The sequence below is a fragment of the Crocosphaera sp. XPORK-15E genome (assembly GCF_034931425.1).
Lineage (GTDB): Bacteria > Cyanobacteriota > Cyanobacteriia > Cyanobacteriales > Microcystaceae > UHCC-0190.
In genome coordinates this window covers 1-20,183 of sequence record NZ_JAYGHQ010000012.1, presented here as the reverse complement: position 1 = coordinate 20,183, position 20,183 = coordinate 1, and the positions used below count along the sequence as shown (strand labels likewise).

The following is a 20,183-nucleotide window of genomic DNA, read 5'->3' as shown; positions in this document are numbered from 1 at the left end:
ACAATTCAGGTATTTTGTCAACCCATAAGCAATTATGCTTATGGCAAAAACAGTACAAATGCTCAAAATAAAGGGCAAAAAAACACTAAGATCAGGAGAAATCAAATAGAGATTAGATAAAGACAACGAAATAATGACACTTATAAGGACTATTTTAGGACAAGACACACTGGCTGTAGATTTTTAACTTGTGTGCATCATACCATAAAGGCGTAACCTTGTTGCTAATTAAAAATAATTATCATTAGTTGTCAAGAGCAATGATGGCTAATTGATTTGTCTTTTAAAACATAAATAGATTATTGATTATATAAGCTTATGTAAAAGGTAGGAACATAATATATTATGTCCCTGCGCTGTAGAATAGCATAGTCTATCTTATAAAGATTCCCAAAAAAGAATTAATATGGATTCTCTATCACTTCAAGAAGTCACTGAAAATCTTGATAATTTGATTAATCAAATAACAGAAAATCATCAACCCATTATCATCAAAGGGACGGAAAACGATGTCGTTATTGTTTCCAAAGAAGATTGGTCAGCAATTGAGGAAACAATTTATCTTAATTCAATACCTGGATATATTGACTCAATTAATCAGGTCATAGCGAGTCCTAGAGAAGAATGGGTTAAAGCAGAAGATTTGGGATTATAAAAAGTGTGGGAAATTATTCTCAGTAAAAAAGCTCAAGAAGATCTAGTAAAATTGAGAAATATCGGACTTTTTGATAAAGCTAAGGAAATGGTGGCTATTCTCAGAGAAAACCCATTTCTTAATCCTCCCCCCTACGAGAAACTTGTTGGAAATTTAAAAGGTTGTTATTCTCGTCGCCTTAATGTCAAACATCGATTAGTATATCGAGTGATTAAAGAAAATAACACTGTTGAAATCCTTAGAATGTGGTCGCATTATGGATAGAAAAACTCAAAAATATCTTTGAAGACAACAAAAAAGACATGAAAATTAACCTTAAAACTTTTGAGATCTAACAGATTCACAATTGGGGTTTTTAAGTTTCCCCTGGACTACTAAAGGTTATAATTTCAAATATGAAGCGTATGAGAGTTGATAATATTCAAATCATTGAAGTTTCATTAAATCTAAACTCCGAAGTAGGAACCCGCCATAATTGTTCTAACTCATTGGCCGGCATAGTTAAATATAAAACATCCCCAGGTTGTAAAGATGTTTCTAACAATTCCCAACTATGAATTGTGAAAGAAGTTCTTTCTAAATATAAAGGCACAAAATCTGCATTCATGGCTGCTTCTTTCACAGTTTTACCACAAAAAGAATGTTTCGGCGTGATTAATGTGGCTAAGGCAACCCATAATAAATCATCCGTCATACCATTGCCTAAAATTTTACCCCCTAAAGCCGCAGCCGCAAAAGAAGGAGTTGCCAACTCAGCCGGACATAAAACCGTCTCAAACTCAAACACTTCTTGCACAGACTGAGCAAATTGGGGATCTTGGGCCCGTAAAACAATCATAAGATCAGAGGCGATCGCTTTCGCTGTCAATCCTACCTCCACATTAATCATGTCATTGCTAGTAACAACCAAAACCGCCTCAGCTTTTTCAATATTGGCAGTAGTTAAGGTTTGAGCCACACGAGCATCTTCAACAATGACAGGAACCCCCAAAGACCGGGCCGTATGTAAAAATCGATTATTAGGGTCAGATTCAATGACAACTACCTCATAGCCTTGATTGTGAAGCAGCCGCACAATTTGAATACCAATACCCCCCAACCCACAGACAATATAATGGTGTCGGGTGGGAACTCTTGCTACATCCCAAAACTGTTTTAAACGACTCCCTAAAATAAAATCATTGAGCAAGGCATAACAAACCCCGATTACTCCAGCCCCCACAATCATCATAATAGCGGTAAAAATTTTAATACTGGCGGGGGCTTTTTCTGCTACTTGTTCCTGTCCTCCGGCCCCCGTAATCATGCCCACAGAAAAGTATAAAGCATCCACAACAGACGTATTATAATTAACTGCCACATAAGTTAAAGTTGCCGTAAAAATCATCATCAATAGGCAAAGAGTGACGAGAATAACTGGGGTAAGATAAGGACGATAACGACCTAAATTTGCGATCGCTTTGGAAATTTTTTGCCACCAAAAGCGACGTTTAGCCCGCATGGTGGGTTTAGTACCAATAATTAAATGATCCCCTAATTGTAGTGATTTTTGTTGTAATACGGCTGAGATTAAATCTAATTCTCCTTGGGCCGGCAAATAATAAATTAACATTCGATCAGAACTTTCCCATAGTTCTCCTAAATTTAACCCCAACCAAGGATGATTTTCATCGATAATTACTTCTTGAAGGGGCCAAGTTTGATTAAACAATTGTAATTGACCGATCGCCTTACTTCCTAATGCTGCAAAAGAAAAGATTGGGGCAGCTAAAGCGGCTACACTCATGGTAACGTGGTTAGGAAGGGTTTGATCTAATCGTTCCCCCAAAGTATGATTAAATAGACGATTAATGATGCGAATTTGGGGATTAATAATTCTGGCTTGGGTCAGGATAGCGAGGTTAACCGCATCATCATTACTTGTTAAAACCAGGGTTTGAGCGTGGTGAATACCAGCTTTAGCTAAGGTGGCCGGCGATCGCACATCTCCAATGATAATACTCTCAGAATGCTCTCCAGGAATCAAGCGATCGCTAATACCCACGACGGCGGCCCCTTGTCGTCTTAACAAGCGAAATATTTTATAGCCCGTTCGTCCTAGGCCACAGACAATAATTTTAGGTTTCATGTAAAAGTTACTTTAAAGTTAACCATTAAGTATCATCGATCACTTTCCCTAAAATCTGTAACCATTAACACTTTTAACTAATCTTTAGTATAACTTAAGGATCATCAAACAATAACTATGACCTGAATTATTAGATTAGAATTTAATTTGTAGTTCATTATTTTCCTCAATTTCTCTAGAACGCCGATTAATTCTCAATGAATCTTGTGGTTTATTTCGAGTTTCCATTGATAAAGGTATTAGAGTTTTAGATATGGGGTCAAAATCATATTTTAGTTGTTTTTTTTGACTTGGACAACATACAAGATCCCTCGGAGAATAAGCCAAAAAATTAATTGTTAACTGTTGAGCCTCAATATTAATCATCTCTAAGGTGATGTTATCTTGTAATTTCAAAGTATCTAAATTATTGAACTGTTTCTCTTGATTAGCGATAAAAACTGCCAAATAATTACCCACTTGAATTCCTTGTTGAAAGCTTGTTAAAACAACGATAGCATCTTGAATCGCATCACCATTTATATCTCCAATTGCCACCTTTTCTTGTAAGATAAAAGACAAATTATGATATTGAGATCGACCATCTAACAAAGCAATTTTCTGTCCATCAGGGAGAGAATACACAGCATTTTTGAGTTGTTGTAAAAGAGAGTCTCTGTTGTCTAGATTGACTTCTGTTGCTTGAATATCAAGCCAAGGAATCATAGAAAATAAGCTAATAATTAGAGCAAAAATATAGGTTTTCATTTTATAATTCTTATGGTCGCCAAACTAAAACTGGACATTCTGCAAAACGAACTACCCGTTCCGCGACCGAACCTAACAGAAAACGATGTAATCCAGTGCATCCATGGGAAGCAATGACGATTAAACCAATTTTATGTTGCTTAGCATAGTCTACAATTTCTGCACTCGGATCGCCAATTTTGACCTCAAATTTGGGATTTTCAATCAGAGACTTCGGATAGCGTTCATGGAAAGCATTTGTAACATTTTTTTTGCGAGTTTCATCGTCCAGGGTTTCCCAAATAACCGCAGGTTCAACCGCTAAGAGAGGAGATAAAACATTAATAACCGTGATTTTGTTGGGATCTTTAATAAAATTCAGGGTTTCATCCAGGGCTTGCCAGGAAACCTCGGAAAAATCAATCGGGACTAAGATGCGATCGCTACCAAATAAACTCATAACTAGATATAGTAGATTATGAAAAATCAATTATTTAGGAAACTTTTAACCAATGAGATAAATTAATATCCAAAAGTTCCTGAGTTTTTAAGATATCTTCACGATAAATATTAATTAAACTCTCTCTAAGATTATTGTCTAAGGATACCTTTTCGATGAAAAGATTATCAACTTTTTTATATAAATTGTATCTTTCTTCTGAATTGGTAACAGGTTTAATCATGATCGAAGCTGTCTTCTTAAAAATAGAATTTGATAAAATAAATTCTTTGATTCCTTGATGTTTAACTTTTCCCCCCTTACGCATAATCACTGAGGTATTGGGTAAAAACTGATCATCAACTTCAAGGAATCGAAAAACCTCCGCAAAAAACTGTTGTTTATTTTTGATCAAACTATCAAATAAAAATACTTTTAATGGATGTTTTCCAAAGGTATCTATGTATTGTTTTAAATTGTCATAATAAAATCCCAATTGGATGATACTGCCAAACTTTTCAGGATATTGATTAATTTCTGTGAACTTAAAATCAAATTTTTGCTCAGCAGCCATCATATTAAAATGGGAAAAAGCACGGTCTGCGGGATGGCGTAAAATCATTAAAAGTTTGGTATGAGGAAAATATTTTTTAATCTCTGAACAAGCTTTATCAGACTGAAAATAATTACTAGAAACTTCTCCAAATATCCTTTGGGTAGTTATTGGTTCATAGGATTTTTCATAATCTACTATATCTAAATTGAGTTTATTTAACAGATCCTGTCCTTTAATTTTAGGCATCAAAATATCGGGATGTTGTTGAAAATAGGTATGTAATGAACTCGTTCCACATTTGTGTCCTCCAATGACAATAAATCGCGGGGAACTAAGAAAATCACTTAACGAATTCATGGAAATTAATCCTTTCAAATAAACCCTAATACCCTACCATGCTTAACTCTCATTGTCAAGATAATAAGGCTCTAAGCTGGTAAGCATCTCAAGTTACTTCTCGAATTTCTCATAGGCTTCGACAATTCTTTGTACCAAAGGATGACGCACTACATCTGCTTGAGAAAATTGACAAAAAGCGATGCCTTCCACTGATTTTAGGATATTTCTCGCCACCACTAAACCTGAATCTTGATGACGGGGTAAATCAGTTTGTGTAATATCTCCTGTAACTACCATTTTTGACCCAAATCCTAACCGTGTCAAGACCATTTTTAACTGTGCAGGGGTGGTATTTTGTGCCTCATCTACAATGACAAACGCATTAGTTAAAGTTCTTCCCCGCATATAAGCTAAGGGGGCCACTTCTATTTTACCTCTTTCCATTAAATCCGGTATTTTTTGCGGATCAATAAACTCATATAACGCATCATATAAAGGCCGTAAAAAAGGATTAACTTTTTCTTGTAAATCTCCTGGTAAAAAGCCTAACTTTTCCCCTGCTTCAACTGCAGGACGAGTTAAAATAAGCCGTTCACATTCATCATTTAATAAGGCTTTTACGGCTAAAACAGCAGCTAAAAAGGTTTTTCCTGTTCCTGCTGGGCCAATACAAAATGTGACATCATGAGTTTCAATGGCCTTAATATATTGTTTTTGCCGAAAGGTTTTGGCCCGAATTAATTCACCGCGACGAGTCCGCGCTAAAGTTGAGTTTTGTAAGTCTTGATATTCTTCCATACGTCCCGTATCTAAAGCTTGAAAAGCCGTCATTAAATCAGGATGAGAAATGGATTTTGCATCTTGCCAATAAGGTTGCAGCGATCGCACAATTTTAACCGCCCGTTCGACCTGTTTTTCCTGGCCATAAATTCGTAATTCTTGACCCCGTAACACTAAATTGGCACCTGTATGACGGGAGAGAAATTTAAGATTTTCCTCGCCTTTTCCCGCTAAAGCGATCGCACTTTCATTACTCGGTAATTCAAGGGTTTGAGAGATTTCACTCATTCACAAGCAAACAATTATTTAAAAATATCCGTAGGAGCTTAACATTGTTAAGCCCCTACATCCTAACAAATTAACGATCTACTGACCCCATAATGACATCAATGCTGCCCAAAATTGCCATAATATCAGCAACTTTCATCCCTTTAAGCAGATGAGGCAGAATTTGTAAATTATTGAAGTCAGCAGCGCGAATTTTCCAACGCCAGGGGAAGACATCATCATTACCGACAATAAAGATCCCCATTTCACCTTTGCCACTTTCCAAGCGAACATAATGTTCACCCGCAGGAATTTTAAAGGTGGGGGCGACTTTTTTGGCAATGTATTGATACTCAAAATCATTCCATTGGGACTTTTTGCCTTCCATCATGCGTTTTGCTTCCAGGTTTTCATAGGGGCCCCCTGGAATACCTTTTAACGCTTGACGAAGAATTTTGACCGATTCGCGCATTTCCCGAATACGGACGATATAGCGGGCAAAACAGTCGCCAGCAGTTTCCCATTGAACGTCCCAGTCAAAATCATCATAACACTCATAATGATCGACCTTGCGTAAATCCCATTGCACCCCAGAACCCCGTAACATAGGGCCAGAGAGTCCCCAGTTAATCGCTTCTTCGCGGGTAATAGTTCCGATCCCTTCCACACGACGACGGAAGATAGGGTTATTGGTGATTAACTTCTCATATTCATCCACTTTCGGCAGAAAATGGTCACAGAAGTCCTCACATTTATCAATCCAACCGTAGGGTAAATCAACGGCCACCCCACCAATGCGGAAATAATTATTATTAATTAAACGCATTCCAGAGGCAGCTTCCCAGAGGTCGTAAATCATCTCCCGTTCGCGGAAAATGTAGAAAAAGGGAGTTTGTGCGCCCACATCTGCTAGAAAGGGCCCTAACCACAGTAAATGGTTAGCAATGCGGTTTAATTCCAACATAATGACCCGAATATATTGGGCCCGTTTAGGAACTTCAATATCCGCTAATTTTTCAGGGGCATTAACGGTGATCGCTTCATTAAACATTCCCGCCGCATAGTCCCAACGGCTAACATAGGGAACGTACATCACGTTAGTACGATTTTCGGCAATTTTCTCCATCCCCCGATGAAGATACCCAATAACGGGTTCACAGTCCACTACGTCTTCTCCGTCTAAGGTGACGATAAGACGCAATACACCGTGCATTGAGGGATGATGGGGCCCCATGTTGAGTACCATGGGTTCGGTTCTAGTTTCAATTTTTGACATAGGGTTGTCAGTTAACCGTCATCTTGATCTTAGGTTAGGAGGGCGATTCTCACAAAATTGGGCTGTTGAGAGTCGCTTCTATAGGTTAGCAAGGTCTTACACCGATGATGCCATTGCTGGTGAAAATATTAGGGTTTCCTTTTAATCATTATAAGTAGATTGACTCAAAGCAACAGATAACCTTGAAAAATATGATACCTTGTAAATATGCCTATGGTCATGACTAGAGACATTGTCAGGAACCTCAGCCCTAAAGGGGTGAGGCTTGAAAGAGAAATCTAACAAGCCATTCTGACCAGCCTAAGTCTTAACTGACTACGTTTTTTGAGTCACGACACCCCGGAATGCGAAGCTAGTTCCCTGCCCTGTCATTTGCAGTTAAACAGTTTTAAGGTCACTAAAACAGTGCTGCAAGTCGAAAAAGCTCTTAAAACTTTGGCGAAGCTAACTTAACCCCGCAAGGGAGGGATGCAAATCCAAACATTATGCGTACAGAGTTGTGAAATTTGAAATGGTAACTGTCCCGTTGAAAGTGCAATACAAAAGTACACCGAATCAAGCAACTCCAAGGCGGTAATGGTACAAATATAAAGCCGTCCTAAGGGGACGGGGTTTCTACCCAAATTTCCGATGAAAACAATTTCCAAAAGTAAACTTAAAAGTCAACTCCTGGAGTTCTTACGACTGGTTGAGTCAGAAGGAGAAGAAATAATAGTGACTGATCGGGGGAATCCTGTGGTGAAAATTTCTAAATATGCCAATTCACCGCCAACAGATGAGTTATTTGCTAAAATGCGCGGAAAAATTACTTATTTTGAAGATTTGACAACACCGATAACAGAGGAATGGGGAGAAACGTGAAGATTGTCCTCGACACTTGCGCCTTAATTTGGTGGAGTCTAGATCCAGAAAAACTGTCGGCAGCAGCGAAAGAGGGCTGCAACCTTATGGAAAAAGAGAAAAACGGACTTGTTCCGTCAATTGCTATCTGGGAAATTGCCATCAAAATCAAAAATAAGAAACTAGATTTAGGCGTTGATTTGAACGAATATGTCGCCTCTTTAAAAAAATCTACTGTTGTTCGTATCGTTCCCGTTGATGAAGATGTGTGGTTGGAAAGTGTCAAACTAGAATGGGAACATCGAGATCCCGTAGATCGAGTTATGGTCGCCCTAGCCAAGCTTCATCAAGCTTCGATCATAACGGCAGATAAAGAGATAAAAACGTTTTACTCAGAAATTATTTGGTAACTTGACAGAAAAGCTCTTAATTATCTAAGATGATAGATTGTGTGAACTCTAGCTATTTATAAACTCTTGGCTAACGTAATTGTCATCGGCGCACAGTGGGGCGACGAAGGAAAAGGAAAAATCACCGATTTATTGAGCCGTTCAGCGGATGTGGTAGTGCGACCCCAAGGAGGGGTAAATGCAGGCCATACAATCGTTGTACAGGGACAAACCTTTAAATTGCACCTCATTCCATCAGGTATTTTGTATCCTGACACAGAGTGTATTATTGGTTCAGGGACAGTAATTGATCCCAAAGTCTTACTCGAAGAATTGGCCCAACTCCACGCCCTCAAAGTTTCTACCCAGAATCTATTTATTTCTCAGACCGCCCATGTTACCATGCCTTATCATCGTCTATTAGATAAGGCATCCGAAGAAAGACGGGGTAAACAGAAAATTGGCACAACCGGACGGGGAATTGGCCCAACTTATGCCGATAAATCAGAACGGACGGGCATTCGGATCGTCGATTTAATGAACCCTGATGAACTCAAAGAAAAACTAGAATGGACAATCAAGTATAAAAACGTTATTTTAGAAAAGCTTTATAACCTGGCTCCCCTTGACCCCCAAAGCGTTATTGACGAATATCTAGATTATGCAGAACAATTACGCCCTTATGTGGTGGATAGTTCTCTGAAAATCTACGAAGCCATTATAGAGCGCAAAAATATCCTGTTTGAAGGGGCCCAAGGAACTCTATTAGACCTCGATCACGGAACCTACCCCTATGTTACCTCCTCGAATCCCATTGCGGGTGGGGCTTGCGTGGGGGCAGGTGTCGGCCCAACGGTCATTGATCGCGTGATTGGGGTGGCTAAGGCTTATACAACCCGTGTAGGTGAAGGGCCCTTTCCGACGGAATTACATGGGGAAATCGGCGCATTATTAGGCTCGCGCGGGGCTGAATTTGGCACTACCACCGGCCGTCCACGGCGTTGTGGGTGGTTTGATGGAGTAATTGGTCGCTATGCGGTACGGATCAATGGATTAGACTGTTTAGCTATTACCAAACTTGATGTCCTGGATGAGTTAGCAGAAATCAAAGTCTGTGTCGCTTATGAACTTGATGGCCAAATCTGTAATCATTTTCCTAGTAATGCCAGTCAATTTGCCCGTTGTAACCCCATTTACGAAACTTTACCAGGATGGCAACAATCAACAGAAAATTGCCGAACCTTAGAAGACTTACCCAAGGAAGCATTGAACTATCTTAAGTTTTTGGCTGAACTGATGGCAGTTTCCATTGCCATTGTTTCTTTGGGGGCCAGTCGTGATCAGACGATTATCGTTGAAGATCCGATTCATGGGCCTAAACGGGCCCTGCTTGATGTAAATGGTGATCCCCTTAGCGTCACCACTGATGAATAAACTTTATTAACCTTTTAGTGAGTAAATCCTATGTCTTTAACCATTGAATGTCAAAAAAGACCCGAAGGCAGCAAACCTAACGCCTTACGTCGTGAGGGCTTAATCCCTGCCACCTTATATGGCCATGATGGCACAGAATCAATGCAGTTAATGGTCAATCAAAAAGAAGCGGCCCTGATGTTGAGGGGTGTGAAAGTGGATGAAACAGTGATTGAGGTGACAATTCCCGATCTTTCTTGGAATGGTAATGCTGTCATCAAAGAAATTCAAGCTCATCCCTGGAAACGCAATCTTTTACATCTGAGTTTCTGTTATGTTGCTGCTGATGCTTAGGGATTAGAATCAAATAGACAAAAATTGGTAGGGGTATAATATATTATGCCCCTACGCCGTCCCGTGTTGACATCTAATAGGAGTTTAACCGATGTCAGATGAAGATTTAAAAAAGCTGATTGAGTCTAACGCACGAGCGATTGAAGCTTTAACTAACAACATTTCCGAATTACAGAAAATCCAAGTTAGAGACAACAATCAAATAATGCTGATCGCTAGGGAACTACAAGAAAGACAGATTCAGTTTCAAGATGCACAAGAACGGGAAAGGGAAACCCTTGAGATCATGGTAGAGGAAATGACTCGATTTATAGAAAGATCTAACCGCAACGAAAGACGGATAGAACAACTTATCGGGTACAGCATCACGAACGAATCAGAACATCTAGATATTGAACAAAGATTCAGAAATCTAGAATCAAGATTGAGTGAACTAGAAAATCAAAATTAGTCGGACGTGAATTTAGCTGTCCAGTTGTCCCCAAATCTTGTAGACTTGTGGTTAACTTCTTGCCTTAATAATCAATGAAAACAATTTTGCTGATAGGTAGTGATGGACAAGTAGGCCGGGAGTTACAAGACACACTTACTGCTCTAGGAAGGGTGATCAGTGTCAACCGTCAAACCATGAACCTAATTGATCCCAATCAGATCCGTCAAGTTATTATAGAAGCCAAACCCGATATTATTATTAATGCAGCAGCTTACACAGCCGTTGATCGTGCTGAAAGTGAATCTGATTTGGCTTTAGCTATTAATGGTATTGCTCCAACCATTATGGCAGAAGAATCACAAAAAATTGGTGCATTTCTTCTGCATATTTCTACAGATTACGTCTTTGATGGGACAAAAAATACTCCCTATCTAGAAGATGATTTGACTCATCCTTTAAGTGTTTATGGCCAGACAAAACTTATCGGAGAAACGGGAATACAAAAGGCGAGCGATCGCTATATAATTTTGAGAACGGCTTGGGTTTATGGAACCTATGGTAAGGGGAATTTTGTTAAAACCATGTTAAGGTTAGGGCAAGAAAAAGAGCAATTAAGAATCGTGGCTGATCAAGTAGGTAGTCCGACTTGGGCCAGAGATATTGCTGAGGCGATCGCTCAATTATTGTTAACCGTTAACTTAATAGAAACATCAGAAATTTATCACTTTACAAATAGTGGGGTCACTAGCTGGTATGATTTTGCTGTAGCCATTTTTGAGGAGGCTGAAAACCTGGGTTTTCCCATTCAGGTTAAGCAAGTAATTCCGATTACAACGGCTGATTATCCCACCCCTGCTAAACGCCCTGCTTATTCAGTTTTATCAGGGCAAAAAATTACCTCTATCTTAGGGAATTATCCCCCTTATTGGCGTAATTCTCTCAAACAAATGCTCAAACAACTTTGTAATAATTAATTATGAAAGCATTAATTCTTTCCGGTGGCAAAGGAACGAGACTACGGCCCCTAACTTATACGGGAGCAAAACAATTAGTTCCTGTTGCTAATAAACCCATTTTATGGTATGGAATTGAATCAATTGTTGCCGCAGGAATTACCGATATTGGTATTATTATTAGTCCCGAAACTGGCGAAGAAATTGAAGTTCAAACGGGCAATGGCCAGCTATTTGGGGCTAAGATTACTTATATCGTTCAAGATCATCCTTTGGGGTTAGCTCATGCTGTTAAAGTGGCTCAACCATTTTTAGGTGATTCTCCCTTTATTATGTATTTGGGAGATAACTTAATTCAAGACAGTTTAAATAGCTTTTTAGAGGAGTTTAAAAGTAAACAGCTTGATAGTTTAATTTTACTCCGTTCTGTCTCTAATCCTACGGCATTTGGTGTGGCGAAAGTCGATGAAAAAGGGCGAGTTTTAGAGTTAGTTGAAAAGCCCAAAGTTCCCCCCTCAAATTTAGCATTAGTAGGGGTTTATTTTTTCTCTCCTACCATTCATAAAGCCATTGCCTCAATTCAACCTTCAGCGCGGGGAGAATTAGAGATTACTGATGCCATTCAGGAATTAATTGATACTCAAAAAACTGTAGAAGCATTAAAATTAGAGGGATGGTGGTTAGATACAGGGAAAAAGGATGATTTATTAGAAGCAAATCGCATTATTTTAGATACAAATCTAAAAATTTCTAAAGGGGGAGACATTGATGATAAAAGTCAAATAAGTGGACGGGTACATATTGAAAAAAGTTCTAAAATTATTAATAGTACCATCCGTGGCCCTGTCATTATTGGTCAGAATTGTCACATCGAAAACTGTTTTATTGGCCCCTATACCAGTATTGGTGATAACGGGACTTTAATTGATGCTGATATTGAACACAGTGTTATTTTAGAAGGAGCAAAAATCTTGCAAATTCATCAGCGAATTGTTGATAGTTTAATTGGACGACGTGCTAAACTAGAAATGGCTCCTCAAAGACCTAAAGCCTTAAGGTTTATGGTGGGTGATGATTCTCATATTGAGTTGGTTTAGTATACTTTAAAATTTTCAATCATGTTATCGTTATAAAAATTGAATTAGTTTGACCAATATTAGAGGAAAATTGAAAGATGATTCCTACTACTTTATCAACTGAGAATACACCTTTGGTTTTACAAATATCGCCCGCGCTCGAAATGACAGACGAACAATTCTTCGCTTTATGTCAATTAAACCGAGATTATCGCATTGAGCGCAACGCCAAAGGAGAATTAATAATTATTCCCCCAACAGGATCTGAAACTGGAAATCGTAACTTTAAACTGAGTCAACAACTTGCTAATTGGACAGACGAAGATGGTTCAGGAATTGGGTTTGATTCCTCTACCGGGTTTAAACTACCAAACGGAGCGGATCGTTCTCCTGATGCAGCTTGGATGACTTTAGAAACATGGAATTCTATTCCTCAAGAACAGAGAATTAGATTTGCTCCTGTTTGTCCTGATTTTGTGGTTGAAATCCGCTCTCCTAGTGATCAACTTCAATCACTTCAGGATAAACTTCAAGAATATATCGATAACGGAGCAAAATTAGGTTGGTTAATTGATCGTAAAAATCGCCGAGTCTATATTTATCGTCCTCAAATAGAAGTAGAATCTTTAGAGAATCCAACGACTGTGATTGGCGATCCAATTTTGCCAGGTTTCATCTTACAAATGAATACTATTTGGTAACTAAATTAGTTAATAAAACTCCAGAATATTTGAGTTAGCTTATGTTATTATCTGAAGAAAAAAAAAGTATCCTAATCACTGGCGGCGCAGGCTTTATCGGTTCTAACTTTGTTCATCATTTCTGTCACAAATATCCTGATGCTCATGTTATCGTTTTAGATGCCCTAACTTATGCGGGAAACCGTCAGAATATAGCCAGTTTAGAAGACAGAGAAAACTTTAAATTTGTTAAGGGAGATATCTGCGATCGCTCTTTAATTGATAATCTTTTAAAAGAAGAAAATATCAAAATTGTGGCTCATTTTGCTGCGGAATCTCATGTTGATCGTTCTATTCTTGGCCCTGATGCTTTTATTCAAACCAATATCATTGGAACTTTTACCTTATTAGAGAGTTTTCGTCATTATTGGAATGCACAAGGTAAACCAGAAGATTACCGTTTTCTTCATGTATCTACTGATGAAGTTTATGGTAGTTTAGAAGCAAATGATCCAGCTTTTACAGAAACTACGCCTTATGCTCCTAATAGTCCCTATTCTGCCTCAAAAGCAGGGAGTGATCACCTAGCAAGAGCTTATTATCATACCTATAATGTGCCGACAATTATTACTAATTGTTCTAATAATTATGGCCCCTATCACTTCCCTGAAAAATTAATTCCTTTGATGTGTATTAATATCTTATTAGGTAAGCCTTTACCTGTTTATGGAGACGGGCAAAATATTCGAGACTGGTTATATGTGGGTGATCATTGTTCAGCTTTAGAGACAGTAATTAATCAGGGAAAACCTGGGGAAACTTATAATATTGGGGGCAATAATGAGGTTAAAAATATCGATTTAGTAACCATGTTATGTGACTTAATGGATGAATTAGCCCCTAATTTACCTGTTAAACCTGCTCAACAATTAATTACCTTTGTTAAGGATAGACCTGGCCATGATCGACGTTATGCTATTGATGCTACTAAAATTAAAACAGAATTAGGTTGGACACCTCAAGAAACCGTAGAAGGAGGGTTAAGAAAAACCATTCAATGGTATTTAGATAATCAAATTTGGTGGCAACCTTTATTATCCCAAGAATATCAAGACTATTATCAAAAAGTCTATGGATAAATTAGGAGACAAAATAATGACTAGCACTTATGAAAAAGACTTTGTTCAATGGTTGGATGAACAAGCAAGCTTTCTCCTACAAGGAAAGTATGAACAACTTGATGTTACTAATTTAGTAGAGGAAATAGAAGCTTTGGGGAGAAGTGAAGTTAGGGCAGCTTTTAATCTTTTAAAACAAATAATTGCTCATAAATTAAAGCTTGAATATTCTGAACTTATTGACCCCAGAAAACACTGGCAAGATGAAATTGATGAATTCTATGAGCAGTTAGGATTTGTTCTCACTAAAACCGTTAGGAATAAGTTAGACTTAGAAAAAATATACCAAGCTGCAAAGAAAAAAGTTTTGAAAAACTATGACTTTGATTTACCGGATAAATGTCCTTATTCTTGGGAGAAATTGTTAGCTGAATTAACCAATTAAACAATCTCTTTATCTCCTTTAACTGAGATCTTTCAACTAGCTTGAAAACCCTTATTTTTCAGAAAATAGTAAGGAAGTCATGCTTGGTTTTCTGTCTTCAAAAATCGGGGTTTTATGATTTTTTAATCATGGTGCAAGATCTCAGTTTAAGGAAAGCGATCGCTATGGGGGTAAAATCTTAATCTTCCGGGCCCAAGATACAAGCCTTGGGCTTTTTTCCCCACCGGATAAGCAGTAATACCAAATTGATAATTGCCACTAATTTCAGGATTTTTTTGCGGTTTCAGTGCAATGGTAAAAGTTGTTCCTGGTGGGATAGGTGGCTCAAAATTAATCGTAATTTTATTATTATCAAGATTGCGTTTTACTTCAGCAACAGTTAAAGCATTACCTCGATTAATGGGTTTACCTTCAAAGGCAAAAGTTTCCTCCAAATAAAAATATATCGTATCTGGGCCCTGACTTTGTTGAATCGTCAATTTTTGTAAGGGTTCATCTACATTTTCGGGCAATTCTAGGGTGAAATAATAATTAGCACCTCTAACTCTAATACTGCTTAAGGTTGTAGACACATCAACAAGACGAGGAGATTTATTAAATAAAGTAACACCATTGCCCATTTCTAGGGCCAAGAGAGGAGAAACACTCAAAACCGAACTACTGACAATTCCTAACACATATTTTAAGACAATAGAACCCATTTTTTGTATTATCTAGGAGTAATTTAATCATCATTGATTTACTTTATAGTATATCGAGAAAAACCAATTTATTCAAGCTCTTTTGTCTCTGTTTCATCTTCTATTGAATTCAGGGGCAAATATTCAGTTTCATTGTTTAATATTTTTGGCTCGGTTTCCCATTGATCTAAAATATCTTTAATTAACACTTCCTTTAACCAAACTTGACTAACAACGGCTAAGGGTAGGGCTAAAAATAATCCTAAAAATCCAAAGATTGTCGCAAAAAATACCTGAGATAGTAAGGTCATGGCAGGGAGTAGAGATACTCGATGAGCCATCACTAAAGGGGTTAAAATATTACCTTCAATCTGCTGAATACCAATATAAAGAATCAGTACGGCTAAGGATTTCCAAGGGGCTTCTAATAAAGCGATCGCCATCGGAGGAATAACACTTAAAGCTGGCCCAATATTAGGAATAAAAGTCAAAAGACCAGCTAACATTGCTTGAGCTAAACTGAGGCGAATTCCAAAAATTGACAAGCCAATAAAACTCAAAATAGCAATAATTGTCATATTAAATAAAATCCCTAATAGCCATCCTTGTAATGCCTCATCACATTCTGTCAAAACTAGATCAATTTTATTGCGATAAAATGAGGGAAATAAACGCATAAATCCTTGACGATAGGCTTGAGGATTTGCTAACAACATTAAACTGAGAGCTAATAACAATAAGATAGTTAAAGGAATCCCTAATGTCATATAAAAAACATTTAAACCTTGACCCGCAATTTGCTGTACTAATGGTTGTAATTGTTGGAGGAATTGGTCGGTAGTTGGTAAGGATTGAATTAATTCAGGGTCGAGGCGAGAAATAAATTCTTTTAGGGTAATAATTAATTGATCAATCCCTTGAGGAACTAATTTTAATAACTCAGGTAATTGTTCAGCAAAAGGCGGAATAATAATCCAGATAAATGCCGTTAAAGTAGCAATTAAAAGGCTCATAGCTAAGAGAACAGCATAACTGCGACTTATGCCCCATTTTTGGAACCGTTGCACAGCATGATTGAGGGAATTAGCAATAATAACTGCCGTAAATAATAACAGTAATAATTGACGAATTTGCCAAAGGATATAGAGAGAAATTACCAGGACTATAAAGCCAAGCCATTGAGAGAACTTCATAAGCAATTTAGAGATTAAGTAATTAAGTGTTGGTTTAAGAAGGAATTTATAAATTAGAAGATTTTTTCTGGGTTCGCCACACCAATAATAAAGTCATGATTAGAGGAAGAACCATAACAAAAATGGTAGCATTAAGATCATTAGGAACTACTGGAATGAAAGGAGCAAGATATTTAATAATTAGAGAAAATACCAAAGAGATACTAAAAATCTTGAGAATAAAACCCAGAATATTGTTCATATTTCCCGATCAATAAAATTTATAATAATCAGTGTAACCCAACATGGTATGGTACTGATTGCTGTCATCCTAGACTTAATAAATTAATGTCCGAGATTGAAACCCTGTTAGTGCAAATTCGTCAAGAAGCAGAACGAAAACCCTTTCCCGTTGATCTTCCTATCTATCAGGCGGCAGGGAAAAACCCGGCTGATGCTATATTATATGCAGGGAATCTTAAGAGTCAGATTTGCTTTTTTGGCCGAGATTTGGGACGGGATGAAGTTCACGCGGGACAACCTCTCATTGGGGCCGCAGGAACCCTTGTACGCAAGGGCTTTTATTTGGCCATGAATAAACAAGCAGCCACCAGTCCATCTGATTTACAAACGGTTTGCGATCGCGTTTTATTGACCAACACAGTTCCCTACAAACCCCCTGGTAATAAAGCCTATTCTACTGAAGTTAAAGCAAGATTTCGCCCCTTTGTGGCCCAACTATTGGTCATGTATTGGCAAGGCACTCAAATTATTACCCTGGGGACAGAAGCCTTTAAATGGTTTACTCCTTACACCACCAAAGCAGAGATGGATAACTTTTGGCAACGCAGCGATCGCTATGAAGCTAAACTCCCTGTTACCCTACAATGGACTGATGAGCAAGCAAAGCAGTATCAGCGTCAAGTAGAACTACTTCCTTTACCTCACCCTTCACCCCTCAATCAACGCTATTATAGTAAGTTCCCACAAATGCTACAACAACGGTTAAATGAATTTGAGTTTTAGCTCTGATTACGCTAAAAAACAGGTTACAATGGGAAACATGGGTGTGTAGCTCAAAGGATAGAGCAACGACCTTCTAAGTCGTCGGTTACAGGTTCGAGTCCTGTCACACCCGTTAATAACGAAGTCATTCTTGTAACTGGGATTTACGCCCCGTTACCGCCAAAAAAAACAGTAGGGACAATTCATGAATTGTCCCTACATCAATGACTTACTCTAAACTGCTGTAAGGTTACTCAGCGGCCACAGGATAAATGCTGACTTGTTTGCGACTTCTGGTTTTATGTTCAAAGGTGACGATACCATCGATCAAAGCAAACAGAGTATCATCATTACCTCGTCCCACATTATTGCCAGGATGAACTTTGGTTCCCCGTTGACGAACTAGAATATTTCCAGCTTTAACGACTTGGCCACCATAGCGTTTAACCCCTAGTCTTTGAGCTCTAGAGTCACGCCCGTTTCTTGTACTACCCGTTCCTTTCTTATGAGCCATAATTCCTTCTTATCTATTTCCTGTTGATTGTTCCCATTGTAGATTTATTCTTCCTCATCGGTTACAGTTGTCGCTAAGACTGGTTCTAATTGATCTACAGAACTTTCTGCAATGACGGAACCGTTAAGGGTGATGGAAGTAATCATCAGACGGGTTAATTCCTGACGATGTCCCCGTTTTTTGCGGGTTTTCTTCTTAGGCTGCATTTTATAGACGATCACTTTACGTCCCCGTCGATGTCTTAAAATGGTTCCTTCAACCGTTGCTCCTTCAATAAAAGGCTGTCCAATGGTGATTTCATCATCATTGTTAATCAACAGCACTTTATCAATGGTATAAGAATCGCCCTCATCAGAGAAAAGACGATTAAGGTCATAAAAACGACCTGGCTCAACCCGGAGTTGTGTTCCACTCGCTTCAATAATTGCGTAACTCATAAATTTATCCTTGGTCAGTTGCCGTACAGGTAGCAGGAAGGGACAGAATTAACCATCGCACACTGCTTTTATCGATGCCATACCTGATCCGAGCAGGAATTAGACAGACAATTCCTTATTATCTTAGATTATTTTGATAGATGTCAAGTCAAAATAATTATTATTTTTTAATTGTCGTCACCAAAATCAATATAAGACATTCCTGTTTTCTTGTCTGTGAGCCATTTTTGATACTTTTCATAAATTTCAATCCCTGGAATGGGTGCCTGAAATTCTTTCGGTTGTTTATATTCTGTAGGAGGATGTTCTTGACGAATACTGATGATGGCATGATAAGGCTTAAACCATTTCCGCATCACCTTGATCAAGTCGTCAAACTTGAGATAAGAAATAGCGTGTCTGTTAGAAAGGGCAATAAATTGAATCATCAAAGTATAAGTTTCTGGGGTATTTTGTCGCTCTGACAACCCAATAATTTGTTTTAATTTTTCAAATACACTATAGTTAACCACCACCAAAGCCATTAAACTCTTAAAATCCTGTAAATCACTTTTGCCCAAACTTTGAATCATTTCTGAGATGATCCGCAAAATGGAATAATCAGCTAGTTGATAGGTTTTGAACAGAGAAAGCAATTGTAATCCAAGTTCACTTTCTGATAATTTATCAAGGTGTTTTGCGTAAGATTGTAAAGCAGTTTTTCCTTCTTCTGTTTTAATTTGAGGGAGAAGATCCGCCAGATTTTCTTGTAATTTTTGACGAAACATTTCCTTATTATCGTGATCTTTTAATAAGCTCTCAACTAATTGATAAAATTCTTGTTGTTTAGTACCACGATAACGTAATTCAGTTTGGTCAATAGAAATGAAACTATCTTTGGCTTCAATAGCCACTTTAAGCAGTTGTAAACTATGATAAAGTCCCGCATAATCATCAAGATCTCGTCCGAGCAAATACTTCATTTTGACAAAGATCAGAAATTCTTCTTTACCAAATTTCTCATTGTCGATCGCTTGGGCCGTTTTGGCAAAAACCAGCACATCCGTCATTTCCCGATTATGAAGAAACTTAGCACTCTCAGACACTTCAGGCTTACTAAATTTGCTAAATAGCGCATGAATAAGGCTATCTTCACCAATCACATTACGATTCCACCAAGGGACATCTTTAGTAGCATCATGGGGGGTTGGGGAAATCGATGTAGTAGTGTCAGGGGTATTATTCATGGGGTTTCTCCTCTAAGAGCGCAGACTTCATAGGGTTTAGGCGTTATTAACGTAGGCTCAAGATCATGATCCTGGCTCCTTGAGAACCAAGTTTTGTCTAACTGACCCAGTTAACCAAGATTTCGACTACAACTTTAGATTGCCCAAGAAGTCCCTAGATCTAACATGATTAAGCAAGATTAAAGTAATAATTGATGACAATGTTTGAGAAAGTTCGATGTAGACTGTTGACACTCCACTCCCTGAAGTGAGTGGATTCTTGCTTCGTAGATTCTTAACTAG

General features: G+C 38.1%; 25 protein-coding genes and 1 tRNA gene. 14 read left to right on the top strand and 12 right to left on the bottom strand.

The window, feature by feature from the left end; translation table 11 throughout:
* The first annotated feature begins 406 nt into the window (after nucleotides 1–406).
* Both VB691_RS14590 and VB691_RS14585 read left to right on the top strand, forming a co-directional pair.
* Nucleotides 407–655 carry a type II toxin-antitoxin system Phd/YefM family antitoxin gene (locus VB691_RS14590; protein ID WP_323292238.1) on the top strand — a complete coding sequence of 83 codons (249 nt, stop codon included), beginning with the start codon at nucleotides 407–409 and terminating at the stop codon, nucleotides 653–655.
* A 3-nt stretch (nucleotides 656–658) separates the two neighbouring features.
* Entirely contained in the window at nucleotides 659–919 is a 261-nt protein-coding gene (locus VB691_RS14585; protein ID WP_323292237.1) for a Txe/YoeB family addiction module toxin, read from the top strand.
* A gap of 157 nt (nucleotides 920–1,076) precedes the next feature.
* On the opposite strand, the gene VB691_RS14580 is transcribed toward VB691_RS14585, so the two are convergent.
* From VB691_RS14580 to VB691_RS14555, 6 genes are all read right to left on the bottom strand, one after another.
* Nucleotides 1,077–2,783, bottom strand: a complete 1,707-nt coding sequence (locus tag VB691_RS14580) for a potassium channel family protein (protein ID WP_323292236.1) — start codon at nucleotides 2,781–2,783, stop codon at nucleotides 1,077–1,079.
* A gap of 135 nt (nucleotides 2,784–2,918) precedes the next feature.
* Nucleotides 2,919–3,530, bottom strand: coding sequence for a hypothetical protein (locus VB691_RS14575; protein ID WP_323292235.1), 612 nt, complete (start codon nucleotides 3,528–3,530; stop codon nucleotides 2,919–2,921).
* A 10-nt stretch (nucleotides 3,531–3,540) separates the two neighbouring features.
* On the bottom strand, nucleotides 3,541–3,969 hold the full coding sequence (locus VB691_RS14570; RefSeq protein WP_323292234.1) for a universal stress protein: 429 nt from the start codon (nucleotides 3,967–3,969) through the stop codon (nucleotides 3,541–3,543).
* Nucleotides 3,970–4,003: 34 nt separating this feature from the next.
* Entirely contained in the window at nucleotides 4,004–4,861 is an 858-nt protein-coding gene (locus VB691_RS14565; protein WP_323292233.1) for a sulfotransferase family protein, read from the bottom strand.
* A 93-nt stretch (nucleotides 4,862–4,954) separates the two neighbouring features.
* Nucleotides 4,955–5,911, bottom strand: a complete 957-nt coding sequence (locus VB691_RS14560; protein ID WP_323292232.1) for a PhoH family protein — start codon at nucleotides 5,909–5,911, stop codon at nucleotides 4,955–4,957.
* Between the two features lie 70 nt (nucleotides 5,912–5,981).
* Entirely contained in the window at nucleotides 5,982–7,166 is a 1,185-nt protein-coding gene (locus tag VB691_RS14555; protein ID WP_323292231.1) for an NAD(P)H-quinone oxidoreductase subunit H, read from the bottom strand.
* 630 nt (nucleotides 7,167–7,796) lie between these two features.
* Here VB691_RS14555 and VB691_RS14550 point away from each other — a divergent pair.
* The 10 genes from VB691_RS14550 (at nucleotide 7,797) to VB691_RS14505 (ending at nucleotide 14,867) form a co-directional block, all read left to right on the top strand.
* On the top strand, nucleotides 7,797–8,027 hold the full coding sequence (locus tag VB691_RS14550; RefSeq protein ID WP_323292230.1) for a type II toxin-antitoxin system Phd/YefM family antitoxin: 231 nt from the start codon (nucleotides 7,797–7,799) through the stop codon (nucleotides 8,025–8,027).
* Nucleotides 8,024–8,416: a type II toxin-antitoxin system VapC family toxin gene (locus VB691_RS14545; RefSeq protein ID WP_323292229.1), complete on the top strand. Its 393-nt coding sequence runs from the start codon at nucleotides 8,024–8,026 to the stop codon at nucleotides 8,414–8,416. Before VB691_RS14550 ends, VB691_RS14545 begins: the two co-directional genes overlap by 4 nt.
* Nucleotides 8,417–8,482: 66 nt before the next feature.
* Complete coding sequence (locus VB691_RS14540) at nucleotides 8,483–9,829, top strand: adenylosuccinate synthase (protein ID WP_323292228.1); 1,347 nt, start codon at nucleotides 8,483–8,485, stop codon at nucleotides 9,827–9,829.
* Nucleotides 9,830–9,859: 30 nt separating this feature from the next.
* A complete protein-coding gene (gene rplY / locus VB691_RS14535; RefSeq protein WP_323292227.1) occupies nucleotides 9,860–10,162 on the top strand; it encodes a 50S ribosomal protein L25 in 303 nt (100 codons plus the stop codon).
* 91 nt (nucleotides 10,163–10,253) lie between these two features.
* The gene (locus tag VB691_RS14530) at nucleotides 10,254–10,613 is read left to right on the top strand and encodes a hypothetical protein (RefSeq protein WP_323292226.1); all 360 of its coding nucleotides are present in this window, start codon (nucleotides 10,254–10,256) and stop codon (nucleotides 10,611–10,613) included.
* Nucleotides 10,614–10,687: 74 nt separating this feature from the next.
* Nucleotides 10,688–11,569, top strand: coding sequence for a dTDP-4-dehydrorhamnose reductase (rfbD, locus tag VB691_RS14525; protein WP_323292225.1), 882 nt, complete (start codon nucleotides 10,688–10,690; stop codon nucleotides 11,567–11,569).
* A 2-nt stretch (nucleotides 11,570–11,571) separates the two neighbouring features.
* A complete protein-coding gene (locus VB691_RS14520; RefSeq protein ID WP_323292224.1) occupies nucleotides 11,572–12,645 on the top strand; it encodes a glucose-1-phosphate thymidylyltransferase in 1,074 nt (357 codons plus the stop codon).
* 77 nt (nucleotides 12,646–12,722) lie between these two features.
* Nucleotides 12,723–13,325: a Uma2 family endonuclease gene (locus VB691_RS14515; protein WP_323292223.1), complete on the top strand. Its 603-nt coding sequence runs from the start codon at nucleotides 12,723–12,725 to the stop codon at nucleotides 13,323–13,325.
* 41 nt (nucleotides 13,326–13,366) lie between these two features.
* Nucleotides 13,367–14,443 (top strand): dTDP-glucose 4,6-dehydratase, encoded by a 1,077-nt coding sequence (rfbB, locus tag VB691_RS14510; RefSeq protein ID WP_323292222.1) that lies wholly within the window; start codon nucleotides 13,367–13,369, stop codon nucleotides 14,441–14,443.
* 16 nt (nucleotides 14,444–14,459) lie between these two features.
* A complete protein-coding gene (locus VB691_RS14505) occupies nucleotides 14,460–14,867 on the top strand; it encodes a DUF29 domain-containing protein (RefSeq protein WP_323292221.1) in 408 nt (135 codons plus the stop codon).
* Nucleotides 14,868–15,013: 146 nt separating this feature from the next.
* On the opposite strand, the gene VB691_RS14500 is transcribed toward VB691_RS14505, so the two are convergent.
* The 3 genes from VB691_RS14500 to VB691_RS14490 form a co-directional block, all read right to left on the bottom strand.
* Nucleotides 15,014–15,568, bottom strand: a complete 555-nt coding sequence (locus VB691_RS14500; protein ID WP_323292220.1) for a DUF2808 domain-containing protein — start codon at nucleotides 15,566–15,568, stop codon at nucleotides 15,014–15,016.
* 68 nt (nucleotides 15,569–15,636) lie between these two features.
* Nucleotides 15,637–16,740, bottom strand: a complete 1,104-nt coding sequence (locus VB691_RS14495; protein ID WP_323292219.1) for an AI-2E family transporter — start codon at nucleotides 16,738–16,740, stop codon at nucleotides 15,637–15,639.
* Between the two features lie 46 nt (nucleotides 16,741–16,786).
* Nucleotides 16,787–16,981, bottom strand: a complete 195-nt coding sequence (locus tag VB691_RS14490) for a hypothetical protein (protein WP_323292218.1) — start codon at nucleotides 16,979–16,981, stop codon at nucleotides 16,787–16,789.
* A gap of 86 nt (nucleotides 16,982–17,067) precedes the next feature.
* Between VB691_RS14490 and VB691_RS14485 the strand changes: the two genes are divergently transcribed.
* The gene (locus tag VB691_RS14485; protein WP_323292217.1) at nucleotides 17,068–17,745 is read left to right on the top strand and encodes a uracil-DNA glycosylase family protein; all 678 of its coding nucleotides are present in this window, start codon (nucleotides 17,068–17,070) and stop codon (nucleotides 17,743–17,745) included.
* Between the two features lie 39 nt (nucleotides 17,746–17,784).
* Nucleotides 17,785–17,857, top strand: a tRNA-Arg gene (locus tag VB691_RS14480).
* Between the two features lie 117 nt (nucleotides 17,858–17,974).
* On the opposite strand, the gene rpmA is transcribed toward VB691_RS14480, so the two are convergent.
* The 3 genes from rpmA to VB691_RS14465 all read right to left on the bottom strand — a co-directional run bounded on the left by rpmA (nucleotide 17,975) and on the right by VB691_RS14465 (nucleotide 19,901).
* Nucleotides 17,975–18,238 carry a 50S ribosomal protein L27 gene (gene rpmA, locus VB691_RS14475; protein WP_323292216.1) on the bottom strand — a complete coding sequence of 88 codons (264 nt, stop codon included), beginning with the start codon at nucleotides 18,236–18,238 and terminating at the stop codon, nucleotides 17,975–17,977.
* Between the two features lie 44 nt (nucleotides 18,239–18,282).
* Nucleotides 18,283–18,675, bottom strand: a complete 393-nt coding sequence (gene rplU, locus VB691_RS14470) for a 50S ribosomal protein L21 (protein WP_323292215.1) — start codon at nucleotides 18,673–18,675, stop codon at nucleotides 18,283–18,285.
* 167 nt (nucleotides 18,676–18,842) lie between these two features.
* Nucleotides 18,843–19,901 carry a hypothetical protein gene (locus tag VB691_RS14465; protein WP_323292214.1) on the bottom strand — a complete coding sequence of 353 codons (1,059 nt, stop codon included), beginning with the start codon at nucleotides 19,899–19,901 and terminating at the stop codon, nucleotides 18,843–18,845.
* Nucleotides 19,902–20,183 lie beyond the last annotated feature (282 nt).

Coding starts and splice junctions, on each gene's coding strand:
- VB691_RS14515 (WP_323292223.1), top strand. CDS start 12,723: ATGATTCCTACTACTTTATCAACTGAGAATACACCTTTGGTTTTACAA.
- VB691_RS14575 (WP_323292235.1), bottom strand. CDS start 3,530: ATGAAAACCTATATTTTTGCTCTAATTATTAGCTTATTTTCTATGATT.
- VB691_RS14555 (WP_323292231.1), bottom strand. CDS start 7,166: ATGTCAAAAATTGAAACTAGAACCGAACCCATGGTACTCAACATGGGG.
- rplU (WP_323292215.1), bottom strand. CDS start 18,675: ATGAGTTACGCAATTATTGAAGCGAGTGGAACACAACTCCGGGTTGAG.
- rfbD (WP_323292225.1), top strand. CDS start 10,688: ATGAAAACAATTTTGCTGATAGGTAGTGATGGACAAGTAGGCCGGGAG.
- VB691_RS14530 (WP_323292226.1), top strand. CDS start 10,254: ATGTCAGATGAAGATTTAAAAAAGCTGATTGAGTCTAACGCACGAGCG.
- VB691_RS14465 (WP_323292214.1), bottom strand. CDS start 19,901: ATGAATAATACCCCTGACACTACTACATCGATTTCCCCAACCCCCCAT.
- rfbB (WP_323292222.1), top strand. CDS start 13,367: ATGTTATTATCTGAAGAAAAAAAAAGTATCCTAATCACTGGCGGCGCA.
- rplY (WP_323292227.1), top strand. CDS start 9,860: ATGTCTTTAACCATTGAATGTCAAAAAAGACCCGAAGGCAGCAAACCT.
- VB691_RS14485 (WP_323292217.1), top strand. CDS start 17,068: ATGTCCGAGATTGAAACCCTGTTAGTGCAAATTCGTCAAGAAGCAGAA.
- VB691_RS14520 (WP_323292224.1), top strand. CDS start 11,572: ATGAAAGCATTAATTCTTTCCGGTGGCAAAGGAACGAGACTACGGCCC.
- VB691_RS14590 (WP_323292238.1), top strand. CDS start 407: ATGGATTCTCTATCACTTCAAGAAGTCACTGAAAATCTTGATAATTTG.
- rpmA (WP_323292216.1), bottom strand. CDS start 18,238: ATGGCTCATAAGAAAGGAACGGGTAGTACAAGAAACGGGCGTGACTCT.
- VB691_RS14550 (WP_323292230.1), top strand. CDS start 7,797: ATGAAAACAATTTCCAAAAGTAAACTTAAAAGTCAACTCCTGGAGTTC.
- VB691_RS14490 (WP_323292218.1), bottom strand. CDS start 16,981: ATGAACAATATTCTGGGTTTTATTCTCAAGATTTTTAGTATCTCTTTG.
- VB691_RS14565 (WP_323292233.1), bottom strand. CDS start 4,861: ATGAATTCGTTAAGTGATTTTCTTAGTTCCCCGCGATTTATTGTCATT.
- VB691_RS14560 (WP_323292232.1), bottom strand. CDS start 5,911: ATGAGTGAAATCTCTCAAACCCTTGAATTACCGAGTAATGAAAGTGCG.
- VB691_RS14495 (WP_323292219.1), bottom strand. CDS start 16,740: ATGAAGTTCTCTCAATGGCTTGGCTTTATAGTCCTGGTAATTTCTCTC.
- VB691_RS14570 (WP_323292234.1), bottom strand. CDS start 3,969: ATGAGTTTATTTGGTAGCGATCGCATCTTAGTCCCGATTGATTTTTCC.
- VB691_RS14580 (WP_323292236.1), bottom strand. CDS start 2,783: ATGAAACCTAAAATTATTGTCTGTGGCCTAGGACGAACGGGCTATAAA.
- VB691_RS14505 (WP_323292221.1), top strand. CDS start 14,460: ATGACTAGCACTTATGAAAAAGACTTTGTTCAATGGTTGGATGAACAA.
- VB691_RS14500 (WP_323292220.1), bottom strand. CDS start 15,568: ATGGGTTCTATTGTCTTAAAATATGTGTTAGGAATTGTCAGTAGTTCG.